A 15,320-nucleotide genomic window follows, 5' to 3' on the forward strand; every position below is an offset into this window, starting at 1 on the left:
GACCGGCTTCCAAATTCTGAGATTTTAATTTTCCGATCTATCTTCGCCCCATGCCACCACCAATTCCCATCATCATCCTCAACTGGAACGGCCTGGAAGACACCCGGGAGTGCCTGGCATCCCTGGAAGAACAATCCTATTCAAACTATCGGGTTTATCTGATTGACAACGGTTCGGAGGAAGCTGAAGTCGCAGAACTAAAAAGACACTATTCCGATAATCCCCGCATTGTCCTGCGATTCAACGACCAGAATCTGGGATTTACCCGTGGCAACAATCAGGTTCTACGGGAAATACTGACTGAGCACCCTGAATTACCACAAGTGGTACTGCTCAACAACGATACGACTTTGGACCGGCAGTGGCTGGCCACCCTGATCCGGACCGCCGGGGATCATCCCGGTCAAATGGTCACCAGCAAAATGATCAACTACTTTGACCGGGAGCGGATGGATAATGCCGGCCACCAGTTGCTGAATACCCTGGAAGTGCTTCCAATCGGAAATGAGGATTCGGTCCAGGATCATACTACGGTCAGGGAGAATGTAGGTCCCTGCGCCGGTGCCGCCTTATATCCCACGGAGATGCTCCGGGAGATCGGAACGTTTGACGAACACTTCACCAATGGCTACGAGGACGTGGAGTTAGGTTTACGCGGCATCGTTTGTGGTTATCGCTCCGTTTACGCCCCGGAGGCCGTAGTATACCATAAGGTCAGTCGTTCCGTCAATAAGATCCGGGATTTTGAATATACCCTCAATATCCAAAAACACATCTATTACATCATCGCCAAACTCATTCCGGCGGGAGCCTTTTGGGTCTGTTTTCCCTTTTTACTTTTCCGTACGCTGGCCGGTCTGGCGGTCAATACGTTGTTCTTTCGAAAGAAGTATTTAAGGATCCAGTTACAGGCACTCCGCTGGGTTTTTATGGATGGACGTCACCTGCTCCGATCTACCCGCAGACAATTTTTTGCGCAACATCGCGTGATCTCCAGTCTGGAAATGATCAGGAAAATGGATTTTTTCCTAAAAAAGGACCTGCAGCGATTCTACAAGTATCTCATTCGGGGAGAAAAAATGGTTTTTGAAAAATATGACTGAAAGGGCGGATCAAACAACCGGGAACCAGATCGCAGGTAGAGAATTGCGCCGCGATGTCTTTCTCCCATTTTTGGCAAGTCGTCTGGTCCTGATCCTGTTCGGTTATCTGGCCCAGGTGTTTCCCTATTACTTCAACTATCCGACGGATAAAAAAAATCTGGAGATCGGCTGGGAATTCATTTCCTGGAAATGGATCGACTTTTGGGGTCGCTGGGACACCGCCTGGTATCTGAACATCATTGATTACGGTTACGTATTCCAGGGAGATCCGGCGATGGTTAAAAGCAATATTGCCTTTTATCCTTTATATCCCTATGTGGTAAAAACACTGGCTCATCTGCTACCGATTGCTCCGGGCCACCCAGCCTACCTCATCATCGGTCTGGTTATCGCCAACCTCGCGGCACTGACGGCCTTATCCCTGATCTATAAGTTAGCGCTGCATTATATCCGGGACCGCAAGTCTGCGAAGTACACCATCTGGCTGATGCTCGCCTTTCCCAGCGGGTTCATCCTTTCCTGCTTTTACACCGAATCCATGTTTCTGTGTCTGGCAGCAGCGAGCCTATGGTTCGGCAGCCGGCAAAAGTGGGCATTCGCCTGCCTGTGCATTATGTTTGCGGCGATAACGCGTCCGATAGGTCTGGGGCTTGGCGCCCCGTTGGCATACCTGTATATGGAGGCAAGGAACTGGGATTTTCGTAAGATCCGTCCGGACGTACTCTGGTTCCTGATCACCCCGCTCTTGTATATCGGTTTTCTGTACCACATCGAACTGATATCAGGTGATTTCCTAACCACTTTCCAGGTCCAGCAAGCCTGGGACCGGCATTTTTCCATGCCCTGGAAAACCCTGATCAATCCCTACGGCTGGAACCTTTACCATACCCCCATTCAGCAACTGATCACCCTCATCGTTTTCTACGGGGTCTATCTCGCCTTTCGTCACCTGCCCAGTAAGGCGTTGCCGTTGATGGTAATAGTGATCCTTCTGCCTATCTTTTTTACCGGTCGGCTCTCGTCCTGCATCCGCTATTATCTGATGGCCTTTCCGGTATTTATGGCCTACGCTGTGTGGTTACAAAAAGATCAATACCGATGGACTTTGCTGATTGCGGCGGGACTGTTGCAATTGGTCTACTTCATGGGCTGGGCCCGCTTCTACTGGATCATGTAAGGGACCGGTATAATTCCAGGTAAGCCTCAACGGTAGTTTCCAACTCAAATCTTACGAGAGTTTTTTCCTGCCACGCTCCACGGTAGGCAGCCGTCATTGCCTTCGCCAGGTCATCCACGCTGAGCGACTCCATTTCGATATATTTCCCACCGACCACTTCCGGCAGTGCCGCCTGACCGGAGGAAATGATCGGAGTACCGAGGGCCACCGTTTCCACCGCCGCGAAACAAAAACCTTCACTGTAGGAAGGGATCACCACGCAATCCGATTGAACAATTGCCTTTTTCAGATCGTGAAAAGAGAGATGATGCCGAAGCACCACGTAGTCCTCCAATCCATTTTGTTGGATAGCGCCTTGCAGCCAATCCAGAAATTCCGCCGGTTCCTGGGGTACGATCAATTGCAAGCGACTGTCCGGTAGCGATTGACGGATCTGAGCAGCCGCTTCTATCAGTAGGTCCAATCCTTTGGAGATACCCAGTCTGCCAAAGTAGGTAAAGGTGAATTTCGGTTCATTTTCGGAAGGGAGTTCCGGGCGCTCGAATTCCTGATAGTCGATCCCGTTATAGATCGTTTCTATCCGTTTTTCCGACACGCCCTCTTCCAAAAGGCGACGGGCCGTGCTGTGCGAAACGGCCACAAAACGATCGAAGGGAAGTTTAAGCAATAGTTGTTCGAACAGATAATGGGCGATCTTGCCGATACGCCCCATAAACGGCAGCCGGAACCACAATTTCCCCCAGGCTTCGTGAAAGGTGACCACTATTTTTTTGCGGCGTAAAAAAGCGATCAGAAACGCCGGCAGGGCGGCGTTGTAGGAGGTTGTCTGTACCAGATCACAGGTACCGATATGCCGCCAAACCGGCCGGAGCGCCTGCAGCGTGAAAAGGTAGCGATTGGAAACCGGTATGCGAATGATCCGCAAGCCCGGCAGAGATTCGTCGAGCGGGTCATCCGGGTGCAACTGGGAAGTGACCACCGTACATTCGTGATTGGCGGCGACGAGTCTTTCGATCAATATTTTAAAGAGGGTCTCTACGCCACCAATATTCGGGTAGTAATTTTCCAGCACAAAAAGGATCTTCATTCTTCATCTTTTTGGGGATTCCCCTTGGCAATTTCCCGGACCAGTTCCGTGATCTGTCGTTCCAGACGATCCACCGTTGAAGACAAAGAGAAAATGAGGAAAAACAGGATACCGAGACCGATGAAGATAATGGCGTTGACGTTATCCTTGATCCCCAGTATTCTGGCCAATTTCTGGGAAACTTCATTAGGCACCAGAGCAAAAATAGCCAGGCATAACCAAAAGGTGGACCAGATCACGAGGCCTCGGAAAGTCCGGCGGTTGGCCCGGTACTGCATTACGGTCCGGGCGATAAAAAAAAGTGAAACAAGCGGTACCAGCCACTGGTAAATTTCAAATTGAAAATTCATGCTCCCCGTTTTTGAGGCTGAAGTTTAAAAACAGCCCAAAATAAGGATTATCTCCATCCCCGGCTAAACTGATGTGGAATATATTTAATATCTTAGCCCTCCTGTAAATCGCTGAAAATGTTCCTCATTCCAACCATCCTGTTGATAGAAAAAAGTATATAATGTTTGATAAGATCATGAGGATCATCGGGATCAGCTTTGCTGCGTTCTGGATGATCTTTACTTTTCTGGAATATTGGCAATATCACGAGGAAGCGCGCCGGGCTCTTGATTTTTTCCAGTACTCCGAACTGGTGCTCGTGCTCCTTCCGGTGGGCGCTCTGCTGGTTTTTCTATTTCACCGTTTTCGTGGACAAAAATGGATGGACTATACCAGTAGCGGCCTGGGATTAACGGTAATTTCCCTGCTGCTTTCCCTGGTCCTTATCAACGGTTTTTTCTACGAGAATTTAGGTTCCTTTTTGAGTATTACGGAAAATACCACCTTTCTGGGAACCCTCCTCGGAGTTGCCGGCGGCGTTTATTTCATCGTTCTGGTCGTCTACGCCAACGGTAGAGCGCTCCGGCAGATCTTCGCTCCCGATCTCAGCTTATCGGCCCCGGGCCTGGTCTTTGTCGCCCTGGGTATTATTGCCCTGGTTACATTGTTGTTCATTCTGGGTATCTTCGGTGGCCTCTTTGGATTTATACTTTGGCCCCTGCTACTGTTTACGCTTTTTCTATCCTGGCGTTCTGCCTGGCATTTCATTCAGATCAGCCTACTCCGTCCGATCGGTATTTTTAAAGACCTGAATATTTTGGGGCTGAGTATTTACTACTTATTGGGCCTGTTCGTACTTATGAATTTTATCCAGGTTGCCCGTCCCTACCCCACCGGTTTCGATGCGATGACCTTTTATGTAAACCTGTCCTCTCTTATTCGGGATTACCACGGCCTGGTGCAGGGGCACGGCGCTTACAACTGGTCCTTATTTATGGCATTGGGACTGCTCCTGTACAGTAAGATCTCCATCACACTTTCCTTGTCTTTTCTAGGTAGCCTCCTGAGTCTGTTTGCCCTTTACAATTTGGGGCGGAAATGGCTGGATGGCAATTACAGCCTGCTGGTGCTTTTCATCTTTTACACCATTCCCATGATCTCCTGGCTTTCCTACCGCGACATGAAAGTGGATATGGGATTGCTGTTCTATTCGCTGCTGATCGTTAGCGTGCTGGTAGAATGGTTACGTCCGGCTCCAGCACCCCCGAAACGGGAAGTGCCCCTGAAAGCTGTGAAAAAAATCAAAAACAAAAAGGTAAGTAAAAACAGTTCACCGCCCGGTGCCGGTTTCCGCAAGTGGCTGGAGCCGTACCTGCCGGCCATTTTCCGGGAACATCCGCATCTGGTCCTGATCGGTATCCTGACCGGTTTTGCGCTCGGTATCAAACTTTCCGCACTGATCATTTTGCTGGCCCTTATCCCGGCTATTGCCTATGCAAAAGGGAACTGGATGGCCTTTGGTGCAACTACCAGTTTGAGTATGGCCTTCGTATTGATCGCCAGACTCGATAGCCAGGCGGCATTGCGACCGCTACATCTCTGGGCCGATCAGTTGCAATGGCTGCTCCTGTTGATCGGACTGGGCCTAAGCGTTTATCTTTTCCTCAAGCACAAAGCAATATTTCTTCGCATTCTCCGGATGGCAATGGTTTGTGCGGTGCTCAGCGGCCTCTTTCTGAGTCCCTGGCTGATAAAAAATGTGGTTGAAAGCAGGAGCTTAAGTGTTTCGGGCCTGACCAACGGAAAAACCGCCAGCCCAAGTCCGGGCATCCAGGAAATTAAAGAGATCTATCAAAATCAGCAGAATGGGAACTAGATATTTTCAACCTAAAAGGACGAAGTTAAGCCTGCTGATCGTATTGCTTTTGCTATCGATGGTGGGGACGATCAATAACGCCTACGCCCAGGGATCAGCCAATAACGATGCTCCCCGGAATACCAGTGTGCAGGAAGACATCAATGAGTTTCTGGGCTACGAAGACCTGCTTTTTGTTCGCTATGTTTCCCTGCCCTACGACACGATCATGAATACCAACATGGCGGCCTATTTCGTGGATCTGGGTTTTTTGATGCTCATTTTCCTGCCGCTTATCTACCTCATTTCCGATCGGATCAACTGGCTGAATCGCCTCGGCTTTATCCTCCTTTGTACCCTGTTCCTGCTCTTATCCGTACCCTCTGCGTACCTTAATAAAGAACAGCTCTCCGTGGAAAATGCCGTTGCCGCTCTGGAAACCGAAAGCTCGGCGTATACCTTTTCCGACGCCCCACTAGTGACCCTGGCCTACCAGTTAAAAAAACCATTTATCAATTTATATACGGGGCTCTACGAAACGCTCAGTGCTATTTCGGGGCCGAGAGACGGCATCACCTATGTAGCACTGTTTTTGTTCCTGGTATTATTTCTCGTTTTGCTGGACCAAAGGATCAGGCACCACGATGTAGCTACGAGGACCAGCATTCATTTTCTGGTATTATACGTTTTTTTATGGCTACTCCTCTCCTCGGGCATTACCTGGTACGGTTTATTGATGATCCCGCTCCTCTTCCTGTTTGTGGTGATCGGAATGACCACATCCACCGGTCTGCCACCGCTCACCAGGAAGATCCTGACAGGACTGTTGCTCGGAGCCTCCGGGATCTGGGCCCTGGTTGCCTTCGCCTATCGCTTTGCCAATTACGATACAATCAGTCCGGATAAAGCTAAGTACACTTACATGGCGGCGATGGCCGAGTATCAGGTGGGGCGAAAAGACGAAAACAACGTTTTTGACCGTACCTTCCCCCAGTATCGAACCGCTCTTGAGTACATTAACCTGGAGGACCGGAGCTACATTTACCGGGTGGGTACGCTGATGCCCTTTTTTGTGAGTAAAAATGACCGGCGGGTCGTGTCGGACAATTTTCTGGATTTCTTTCGGAATCTCAATCAGGAGTTTCCCAATAAACAGGAACTGGCCCGGGCCCTGGGCGCCTATGGTTTCCGCTATATCATCGTCGACCTGAACCTCGCCGCCAATGACCATACCCAGGAAGGGAGTTTGCGTAATAAATTTGAGCAGTTCCGGAGCTTCCTGTACCAAAACCCCCAGCTACAACTGATCGCTACCGACCGTATCCTGCGGGCCGCTGACGGATCATTGAGACTGGCCGTTTTTCCGGAAGCCAATATGACCGTCGAAAACCGGGGTTGGTTTGCCGTTTATCAGATACTCTGACCAAAATCGAATGGCCCCCATTCCAAATTGATGGGCCGCTTTAACAGTTTATTCCCTGCTGTTTATTAAATTTGTACAGCTTTTAATCTCGACGACCTAAACGATAGCGCTTCCCCATGAAGCTCTGAGAACAAATCTTCTTATGGCAAAAATTTACGTAGTTATTCCTGCCAAAGACGAAGCAAACCGTATTGGTAAGGTGATCTACCAAACCATCCTTCAGGGATACGACCAGGTGATCGTAGTGGATGACGGTAGTTCTGACAATACGATCCAGGTAGCCCGGCAATTCGGGGCCACCGTACTCTCCCACCCCATCAATCTCGGCGCTGGAGCCGCTACCCAGACCGGTGTGGAATTTGCGCTGGAGCAGGGCGCTGACATCATCGTTACGCTGGACGGTGATAACCAACACTTCCCGGATGATATTCCCAAACTGGTACAGGCACTGGAAGAGCAGCAGGTAGATGTGGTGATCGGCAGTCGCTTTTTGTCCCAGAATGATGATATTCCCGCCATCCGGCGATTATACAATAAGATCGGTAATCTGATCACCACACTGATCACCGGTGCACTCATATCGGATAGCCAATCCGGCATGAAAGCCTTCCGGGCCAATTTTGCCCGAAAGATCGATTTTCATTTCAACGGTTACGAATTTTGTACCGAATTCATTTATCTGATCCGCCACCACCGGGCCTCCTACACAGAAGTGCCCATAAAAGTGAGATACAGCGAGGAGACCCTACAGAAAGGTCAGTCTCTGGGCAACGGGATCAAAATGGCTTACCGTTTTTTCAAGCATTTTATATAACGGGGGGTCGCAGTGACCTTCTGTTAGGTAGGGTAATAAAAGAAGCTCCACGGCCGGTCGGCCGTGGAGCTTCTTAGTTTTTGTCCCTGAGCAATTAACTATTGCCCGGACAGGGAATAACTTCTTTGCTTAGAAGGATGACGCACCCTTGTTCGCATCGTTATAACGCTCGGTTACTTCGTGCCAGTTGATCACGTTGAAGAACGCAGATACGTAATCCGGTCTGCGGTTCTGGTAGTTCAGATAATAGGCGTGTTCCCATACATCCAGTCCCAGGATCGGGGTACCGTTGGCCTCAACGACGTCCATCAGGGGATTATCCTGATTCGGCGTAGAGCAGATAAACAGCTTATCGTCGCTGTCTACACACAGCCAGGCCCATCCGGAACCGAAACGCGAACCGGCTGCAGCCGAAAATTCTTCCTTGAATTTTTCGAAAGATCCGAAATCGCGCATGATCGCCTTGTGGATATTCATTTTTTCGGAAGGTACGCCGCCGCCATCCGGAGACATTACTTTCCAGAAAAGATCGTGGTTGTAAAAACCACCGCCGTTGTTACGAACTCCGGCAGGATATTTTGAAACGTTGGCCAGGATCTCTTTGATACTTTTTTTCTCCAGGTCAGTACCCGCAATAGCATCATTCAGTTTGTTGGTATAGCCTTGGTGGTGCTTAGTGTGGTGGATTTCCATTGTGCGAGCATCGAGGTGTGGTTCTAACGCATCGTATGCATATGGCAGATCGGGAAGTTGAAAGGCCATGAAATTGTTTTTTATAATTAAAAAAATAGGTGTTGAAATATTGGTATACCGCCCCGGGTTTTGGGTGTCGACATATCACAGTAGATAACAAGTTATATTTCCCCATTGTTTAGCCGGAGATTTCCTTTTTTCTCCAATGGAAAAAGGAAGTTGATTTTCGACTGATTACCAGCGTATCAAGGCCGATCCCCAGGTGAAACCACTGCCAAACGCGGCCAGGCAAACGAGGTCTCCATCTTTGACGGCACCGGCTTCCCAGGCTTCGCAAAGGGCGATCGGAATGGAGGCAGCCGTGGTATTACCGTACTTCTGGATATTGTTCCAGACCTGTTCATCTTTCAGGCCGAGCCTGCGCTGCACGAACTGGCTGATCCGAAGGTTCGCCTGGTGGGGTACGAACATATCTATATCCGAAGTCTTCAGCCCGGTCTTTTCCAAAGCCTCACCGATCACTTCGGGAAACTTCTGTACCGCCAGTTTGAAAACGAACTGACCTTCCATCTGCGGATAGACCATGGCGTCATCGATCATTTTTTTGTTGACGAACATCTCGCCGTATTTGGTGTCCGGATAACCGAAATCGGTATCCTCACCCATCTTTTCGGCGTGGTAACCGCCGTGGGCACCAGGATTGATCAGCGCCAGCTTTTCGGCGTAGGTGCCATCCGCGTGCAGGTGGGTGGTCAAAATACCCTGGCCCTCCCGGGTACTGCGCTGTAGCACTACCGCACCGGCACCGTCCCCAAAGATAACACTGACGTTACGGCCGCGAGTCGAAAAGTCCAGGCCCATAGAGTGCATCTCCGCGCCAACTACCAGGATGTTCTGGTACATGCCCGTTTTGATGAACTGGTCACCCACCGAAAGTGCATAGATAAAACCCGAGCACTGATTGCGAATATCCAGGGCGCCGACCTCTTTGTTCGTAATGCCCATTTCGCGCTGCAGCAGCACCCCGCATCCGGGAAAGTAGTAGTCCGGACTTAGGGTAGCGAATATGATGAAATCAATATCTTCCTTATCGATACCCGCGCGATCAATCGCTATCTCGGCCGCCCGTGCGCCCATGGTGGTCGAAGTCTCTTTGTGTTTTTTACCGTACCTGCGGCTTTGGATCCCGGTACGTTCCTGTATCCATTCGTCAGAAGTATCCATCACCTTTTCCAGGTCATTATTCGTTACTTCCCATTCCGGTACATAGGAACCGATGCCACCGATTTTAGCACTGAACATATATGTTTTTTTTAAGAAGGATTTGGCGAAAGTAAAATTAAGCGCAACAAAATTATAAATTGCGGGTATTATTATAGAATCGACAATGTACAACTTTTTACCAGATGATAAAACTAGGGATAATCGAAGATGAGCCATTGGTAAGGGAAAATCTGGAGATCTACCTGGCCAGTCAGGCCGATATGGAAATTGCACTCTCTACTAATTCCGTCGAAGACTTTTTAGAGCAGGAAAAATACGTCAAGGACATCAGCATCCTCTTGCTGGATATCAACCTACCGGGCATGTCGGGGCTGGAAGGCATCCGGCATATCAAGAACGAACGCCCGGATATTGACATCATTATGTTGACCTCCTACGATGATTCGGATCGCATTTTCAAGGCTTTATGCGCCGGAGCGGTTTCTTATCTGTCTAAACGAAGTGACCTGAAATCCATCCGGGATGCACTGCTGACCGTGGGCGGAGGCGGCTCCTATATGTCGCCCTCCATTGCCCGCAAGGTGATCAATCATTTTGCTCCCCGACGCCAGGATCCCGACAAAAAACTGACGCCACGGCAGGAACAGATCGTCCAGGGGCTGATCGACGGATTGAGTTATAAACTCATCGCCGATAAATATCTGATATCGGTGGAAACCGTCCGCGATCATATCAAAAAGATCTATAAAAAGCTGGAAGTAAACAGCCGTACAGAAGTGATCAAGAAGAAACTGGACGGAGAAATCTAGCCAACTGTTTTCCCGGCAAAGCTTGAAAGTGGAGGGATTTTCGTACATTCATTTCCCGGAGTAAGTGAAATGACCAGCTTTTGTACGCCGGCGGGTTGCGATAAGGCCGTTGCCGGGCAATGGTGGATCCAAACTGCTCCTACTATAACGAAAAACCACACCAGGCATGATTCAAAGATCCATATTGAATACGGCTTTCCTATGGGCCGTTTCCATGCTTTGCGCCCACGCCCAAAGCGCGGCCGAAGCCTCTGATTTTCTCTTTCCGCAGGACGGGGAAGGTCCCGAATTCAAACTCCACGTCATCAATGCCAATGCGACTTTTAGTTCCTGTGCCGTTATGGACGTCAATCACGACGGACAGTTAGATGTCGTCAGCGGTGGATATTGGTACGAAGGTCCCGACTGGAAGATCCACCACGTCCGGGATGTAGAGATCATCAACGGCCGCCCCGACGGCTATTCCCACCTCGAACTGGATGTCAATTCGGACGGCTGGACCGATCTGGTACACGCCAACTTCCGGTCCAAATCACTGTATTGGTTAGAGCATCCCGGTAAAGAACTTGGCGCATGGAAAAAGCACATGATCGCCGAACCGGGCCACATGGAAACCGCCCGGCTCTACGATATTGACGGAGACGGCCGTATGGATGTGCTCCCCAGTGGCTGGGCTTTTGCCGCCTGGTGGGAATACATTCCCGGAAAAAAAGGAGCGGCACCGGAATGGAAACGGTACGAGATCGGAGACGAAGGCGGTGGGCACGGCAGCGGATTTGGCGACCTTAACGGCGATGGACGAGGCGACTTTATCGGTACCAACGGCTGGTTTGAAGCCCCCAAAGATCCCCGCAGGGAAAAATGGACCTGGCATCCGGATTTTGAACTGGGCCGTACCTCCATGCCCATTGTGGTGGCGGATATCGACGAAGACGGAGACAATGACCTGATCTGGTCCATCGGGCATGACTACGGACTCTACTGGCTGGAACAGCAAACCGAAAATGGAAAAAGAACGTGGCAAAAACACCTCGTTGACAGTACTTGGTCCCAGGGACACAGTCCGCTCTGGATCGATCTCGACAACAATGGCACCAAGGAATTCGTTAATGGTAAGCGGTATTGGTCACACGAAGGCAAGGATCCCGGGGCCTCGGACCCGCAGGTGATCTACCGGTACGAATTTGATAAAAAAGCAAAAAAGTTTAAACGTTTCCCGATCCAGACCAACGGGCCCGCCGGGGTCGGTCTCGATCCTAAAGCCGCCGATCTGGATGGTGACGGGGACCTCGATCTGGTATTTCCCGGACGAAGCGGTCTGTTCTGGTACGAAAACCTCTTGAAGTGAGCAGCTCATATCAGAATTTCGTATCTTTACAAGGAAACATGCTATTAGGAATGAACTGGTCATGCCAGTAAAAAAGTGTTTAAGTTTAAACAGTTAATCGGCAAATATTCTTTTTTTGCTTATGCATTCGTAAAAATACGAACCAATCGGTTTAATTGAACCGACAAGTATCAACAAAAAAAGAACACAATCCGAATTTGCCGCTGAAGATTAAACACTTTCTAAGATAGGTGAAATCCCCATGCGCTTAACCAAATATCTATTTACCTTCTGCTTCTTGTTCTGCCTGGCCGGTTCCGGTCTGACTCAGATAGGGACTTCCATTGCCGAAACCTATTCCCTGCAGGAAGGGCTTTCCGATCGGTCCGTCCGGTCAATCATCAAGGGGCGGGACAGTCTGATGTGGATCGGTACCGCCAATGGGCTCAATAAATTTGACGGCTACAACTTTACCGTTTTCAATTCCGATCCGGATGATTCTCTCCGGCTTCTAAGCAGCAATATTCAGTCCATCCACCAGGATACCCGGGATCAGTTACTGATCTTTTACGAGAACATCACCTGGATGTTCAATATTTTCGATCCGCTCAATTACGAATTGCGGAAGGTAGAGATCAGTCCGCTCACTGGCGTAAAAGGTATCGTCCGGGCCATTGAGGTGGATGAACAGGGCGATATGTTCGTGCTGACCTTCAATGAAAGTGAAGATTCGACCCGCTTGTATCAATTCAACGGGCAGAACAATTTCCTGCCGGTATTTTCGCTGTACCAGCCGCACCGCGTGGAGCAAAATTACCAGGCCGTGCTCCGGCATTTGAGCAACGGAGATTTTCTCATCAACGACAGTGCGATCGGTTTACAATTACTGGATGCCGAAGGCAATATCAAAAAATACTTCCAGGCCAATGATTTTCGCAGCCCCGAAGATCAAAGTGCCATCCCCTACCCCAACCGGATCAATATCCTGCACGAGGATCGCTTCGGTCAGGTCTGGGTTGCCTGGGAAAACACTCCGGGAATTTTTGATCTCCAATACGATGACTTCAAGTTTAAACGGAAAAAGGGCTTCGACCAATCCGGTTTGTACACAGCTATCTGGGAGGATCAACCGGGCAACCTGCTGATCCAGCAGAGTTCACCGGCGGGTATGATGCCCGAGGTAAAAAATGTCTTTGCCTATACGCCGATCGGCCAGATCCTGAATTTCTCCCATCTGCTGGACGATCCCAAAATTATCACTTGCCTCTTCAGTGAAGACTTTTTCAAAACGATCTTTCTCGGTACCAAGGATGGATTCAAGGTCGTTCGGAATAATCGTTTCCGGATCAAGACCTACCTCAATCAGGAGTCCCAGGAAGTAAACAACAATATCGTTCTGAAAGGCATAACCGGCGATGACGACTATGTCTACCTGGCCGCTGAAAGCCAGCACTGGTACCGCCTGGACCTGGCCACTGATCTACTGGATACCCTGACCTTCTGGGATGCTACCGGTCGGCAACTCGATATGGAATGCGGCGTCAATCTCGTAAAAGACGCTGACGGTTTCATCTGGGGAGCGGCCTGCGAGAGCCGGCTCAACAGCAAATTGTACAAATACGATCCGGACCAGTGTACGGTGGAGGATTTTGACATCCCCTACCCGATCCGGGCCTTTACCATTGCGGAAAACGGATCGTTCTGGTTGGGTTGTTCCCCCTCGGAGAGCAACGGCATTCTGTTGAGCTTCAACCCGAATACCGGAACTTACAACGAATTTTACCTGCAGGACAGCTACAACCCGCTGCAAACGTCCATTCCCAACTATGTTTTTCAGAGTCGCGACGGGCTGATCTGGGTAGGGACGGGCAATGGCGTATATACCTTCAATCCGACCAACCAGCATTTTGTCCGCTACCATACGGACGCCGATTCTCCCGAACGCAGGATCAGTCACAATTCCTGTTTACTGATCTACGAAGACGAAGCCGGAAACATTATGCTTGGTACCCAGAATGGATTAAATATTATCGATCGCGAAAGCGGTCAGATCAAAGTATTGCGCCGGCGGGACGGACTGTCTAATAATACAGTTACGGGCATTTTGCCGGACGGGACGGGTAATTTCTGGATCAGTACCAATAACGGGATCTCCTTTTACGATCCTTCGGACGATACCTTCAAAAACTTTTTCCAGGCAGACGGCTTTAGTGCCAATGCATTCAATCCGTTTTCCTTTTACCGTGACGAAAAAGGCCGCTATTACTTCGGCAGTGTGAATGGGCTGAATGTGTTCCTGCCCAAAGACCTCTTGCTGCACGAACCCAAACCCACCGTGCTACTCACCAAGATCGAGCGGTACCGCTCCCGGGATGACAGTCTGATGGTCATGGAATCCAATTTGCACCAGATCGACCAGTTGGTGATCGAGCCGTACGACACCTATTTTGCGCTGCATTTTACCTTTCCGGAATTCTCCCGTCCCGGGAAGAACCAGTACCGGATGAAACTCGGCAACAGCCAGACCTGGAGCAATCTCTATAATGATCCGATCATCCGTTTCCATAAGTTCCCGGCCGGTAACTATACGCTGCTGGTGGAGGGAGCCGACGCCAACGGCAACTGGAGCGCCAAACCATTTGTGCTGCCCATCAAGGTCAAAAAACCGTTTTACGAAAAGACCTGGGTGCTGGTCCTCTTTATCCTGATCATTTTCAGTCTGATCTATTGGGTATTCCAGTCCAGAATGCGGCAACGCCTGCGGATGGAACAACTGCGGACCAAACTGGCCAGTGATCTGCACGATGAGGTGAGCGGACTGTTGTCCGGCATTGCCATGCAATCGGATCTGGTCCAGTTCATGGTAACCGATTCCCGGATACAAACACGCCTGAAAACGATCGGAGAGGTGAGCCGCAAGGCCATGTCCAAAATGAGTGACGTGATCTGGTCGATAGACTCACGCAAGGATCAGTTGGAAGATCTGATTGGCCGGATGCACGAACATGCCGATGAGATGTTGCTGCCCCTGAATATCCGTTACGATATTCAGATCAGTCACAAGCTGGATCGCAGCCAGAAGATCCCCGCCAATATCCGGCAGGACCTTTACTTCATTTATAAGGAAGCGATCAACAATATTGCGAAACACTCGAACGCCAATCGCGTATTTATCAATATGCGCCAATCGGGCAATTATTTTGAGCTCTCGGTCCAGGATAACGGCACACCGGTGCAACAACTTGCACCCGCCCATGCCCACGAAAATATGGGAGATCAATCCGGTACCGCCAAATCGATCGGAGCTGCGGCCCAGAGTATTAAAAAGAAAGGCGGTCAGGGACTTTCCAACCTAAAAATGCGGGCCGAAAGATTAAAGGCTGACCTTAATATCAATAGAAAAGACGGGTATGCTATCCTATTGAGAATGAAAAAATTTATGTGATCGAGTAATTTCCTATTTTCATCTTGAAAAATT

Annotated in this window: 12 protein-coding genes; 8 read left to right on the forward strand and 4 right to left on the reverse strand. The window is 49.7% G+C overall.

Annotated features, from left to right (window positions below; genetic code table 11):
- Nucleotides 1-50: 50 nt before the first annotated feature.
- Both CRP01_RS12840 and CRP01_RS12845 read left to right on the forward strand, forming a co-directional pair.
- On the forward strand, nucleotides 51-1,103 hold the full coding sequence (locus tag CRP01_RS12840; RefSeq protein WP_099150438.1) for a glycosyltransferase family 2 protein: 1,053 nt from the start codon (nucleotides 51-53) through the stop codon (nucleotides 1,101-1,103).
- Nucleotides 1,096-2,280 carry a hypothetical protein gene (locus CRP01_RS12845; protein WP_099150439.1) on the forward strand — a complete coding sequence of 395 codons (1,185 nt, stop codon included), beginning with the start codon at nucleotides 1,096-1,098 and terminating at the stop codon, nucleotides 2,278-2,280. Before CRP01_RS12840 ends, CRP01_RS12845 begins: the two co-directional genes overlap by 8 nt.
- On the opposite strand, the gene CRP01_RS12850 is transcribed toward CRP01_RS12845, so the two are convergent.
- Nucleotides 2,273-3,367, reverse strand: coding sequence for a glycosyltransferase family 4 protein (locus CRP01_RS12850; protein WP_099150440.1), 1,095 nt, complete (start codon nucleotides 3,365-3,367; stop codon nucleotides 2,273-2,275). The genes CRP01_RS12845 and CRP01_RS12850 overlap by 8 nt on opposite strands.
- Nucleotides 3,364-3,717 carry a DUF2304 domain-containing protein gene (locus tag CRP01_RS12855; protein ID WP_099150441.1) on the reverse strand — a complete coding sequence of 118 codons (354 nt, stop codon included), beginning with the start codon at nucleotides 3,715-3,717 and terminating at the stop codon, nucleotides 3,364-3,366. Before CRP01_RS12855 ends, CRP01_RS12850 begins: the two co-directional genes overlap by 4 nt.
- Nucleotides 3,718-3,878: 161 nt before the next feature.
- On the opposite strand from CRP01_RS12855, the gene CRP01_RS12860 reads away from it, so the two are divergent.
- The 3 genes from CRP01_RS12860 (at nucleotide 3,879) to CRP01_RS12870 (ending at nucleotide 7,789) form a co-directional block, all read left to right on the forward strand.
- The gene (locus CRP01_RS12860) at nucleotides 3,879-5,573 is read left to right on the forward strand and encodes a hypothetical protein (RefSeq protein WP_099150442.1); all 1,695 of its coding nucleotides are present in this window, start codon (nucleotides 3,879-3,881) and stop codon (nucleotides 5,571-5,573) included.
- Entirely contained in the window at nucleotides 5,563-6,975 is a 1,413-nt protein-coding gene (locus CRP01_RS12865) for a hypothetical protein (RefSeq protein ID WP_099150443.1), read from the forward strand. The genes CRP01_RS12860 and CRP01_RS12865 overlap by 11 nt, the downstream gene beginning before the upstream one ends.
- Nucleotides 6,976-7,117: 142 nt before the next feature.
- Complete coding sequence (locus CRP01_RS12870; RefSeq protein ID WP_099150444.1) at nucleotides 7,118-7,789, forward strand: glycosyltransferase family 2 protein; 672 nt, start codon at nucleotides 7,118-7,120, stop codon at nucleotides 7,787-7,789.
- A gap of 129 nt (nucleotides 7,790-7,918) precedes the next feature.
- Here CRP01_RS12870 and CRP01_RS12875 read toward each other — a convergent pair whose 3' ends face one another.
- Nucleotides 7,919-8,551, reverse strand: coding sequence for a superoxide dismutase (locus CRP01_RS12875; protein WP_099150445.1), 633 nt, complete (start codon nucleotides 8,549-8,551; stop codon nucleotides 7,919-7,921).
- Nucleotides 8,552-8,716: 165 nt separating this feature from the next.
- Nucleotides 8,717-9,784, reverse strand: coding sequence for a 3-oxoacyl-ACP synthase III family protein (locus tag CRP01_RS12880; RefSeq protein WP_099150446.1), 1,068 nt, complete (start codon nucleotides 9,782-9,784; stop codon nucleotides 8,717-8,719).
- 104 nt (nucleotides 9,785-9,888) lie between these two features.
- On the opposite strand from CRP01_RS12880, the gene CRP01_RS12885 reads away from it, so the two are divergent.
- From CRP01_RS12885 to CRP01_RS12895, 3 genes are all read left to right on the forward strand, one after another.
- The gene (locus tag CRP01_RS12885) at nucleotides 9,889-10,515 is read left to right on the forward strand and encodes a response regulator transcription factor (RefSeq protein ID WP_099150447.1); all 627 of its coding nucleotides are present in this window, start codon (nucleotides 9,889-9,891) and stop codon (nucleotides 10,513-10,515) included.
- Between the two features lie 166 nt (nucleotides 10,516-10,681).
- Nucleotides 10,682-11,863 (forward strand): FG-GAP repeat domain-containing protein, encoded by a 1,182-nt coding sequence (locus tag CRP01_RS12890; RefSeq protein ID WP_099150448.1) that lies wholly within the window; start codon nucleotides 10,682-10,684, stop codon nucleotides 11,861-11,863.
- Between the two features lie 241 nt (nucleotides 11,864-12,104).
- Entirely contained in the window at nucleotides 12,105-15,287 is a 3,183-nt protein-coding gene (locus tag CRP01_RS12895) for a ligand-binding sensor domain-containing protein (RefSeq protein WP_099150449.1), read from the forward strand.
- The last annotated feature ends 33 nt before the right edge of the window (nucleotides 15,288-15,320 follow it).

It is taken from the genome of Flavilitoribacter nigricans DSM 23189 = NBRC 102662, from assembly GCF_002646595.1.
Lineage (GTDB): Bacteria > Bacteroidota > Bacteroidia > Chitinophagales > Saprospiraceae > Flavilitoribacter > Flavilitoribacter nigricans.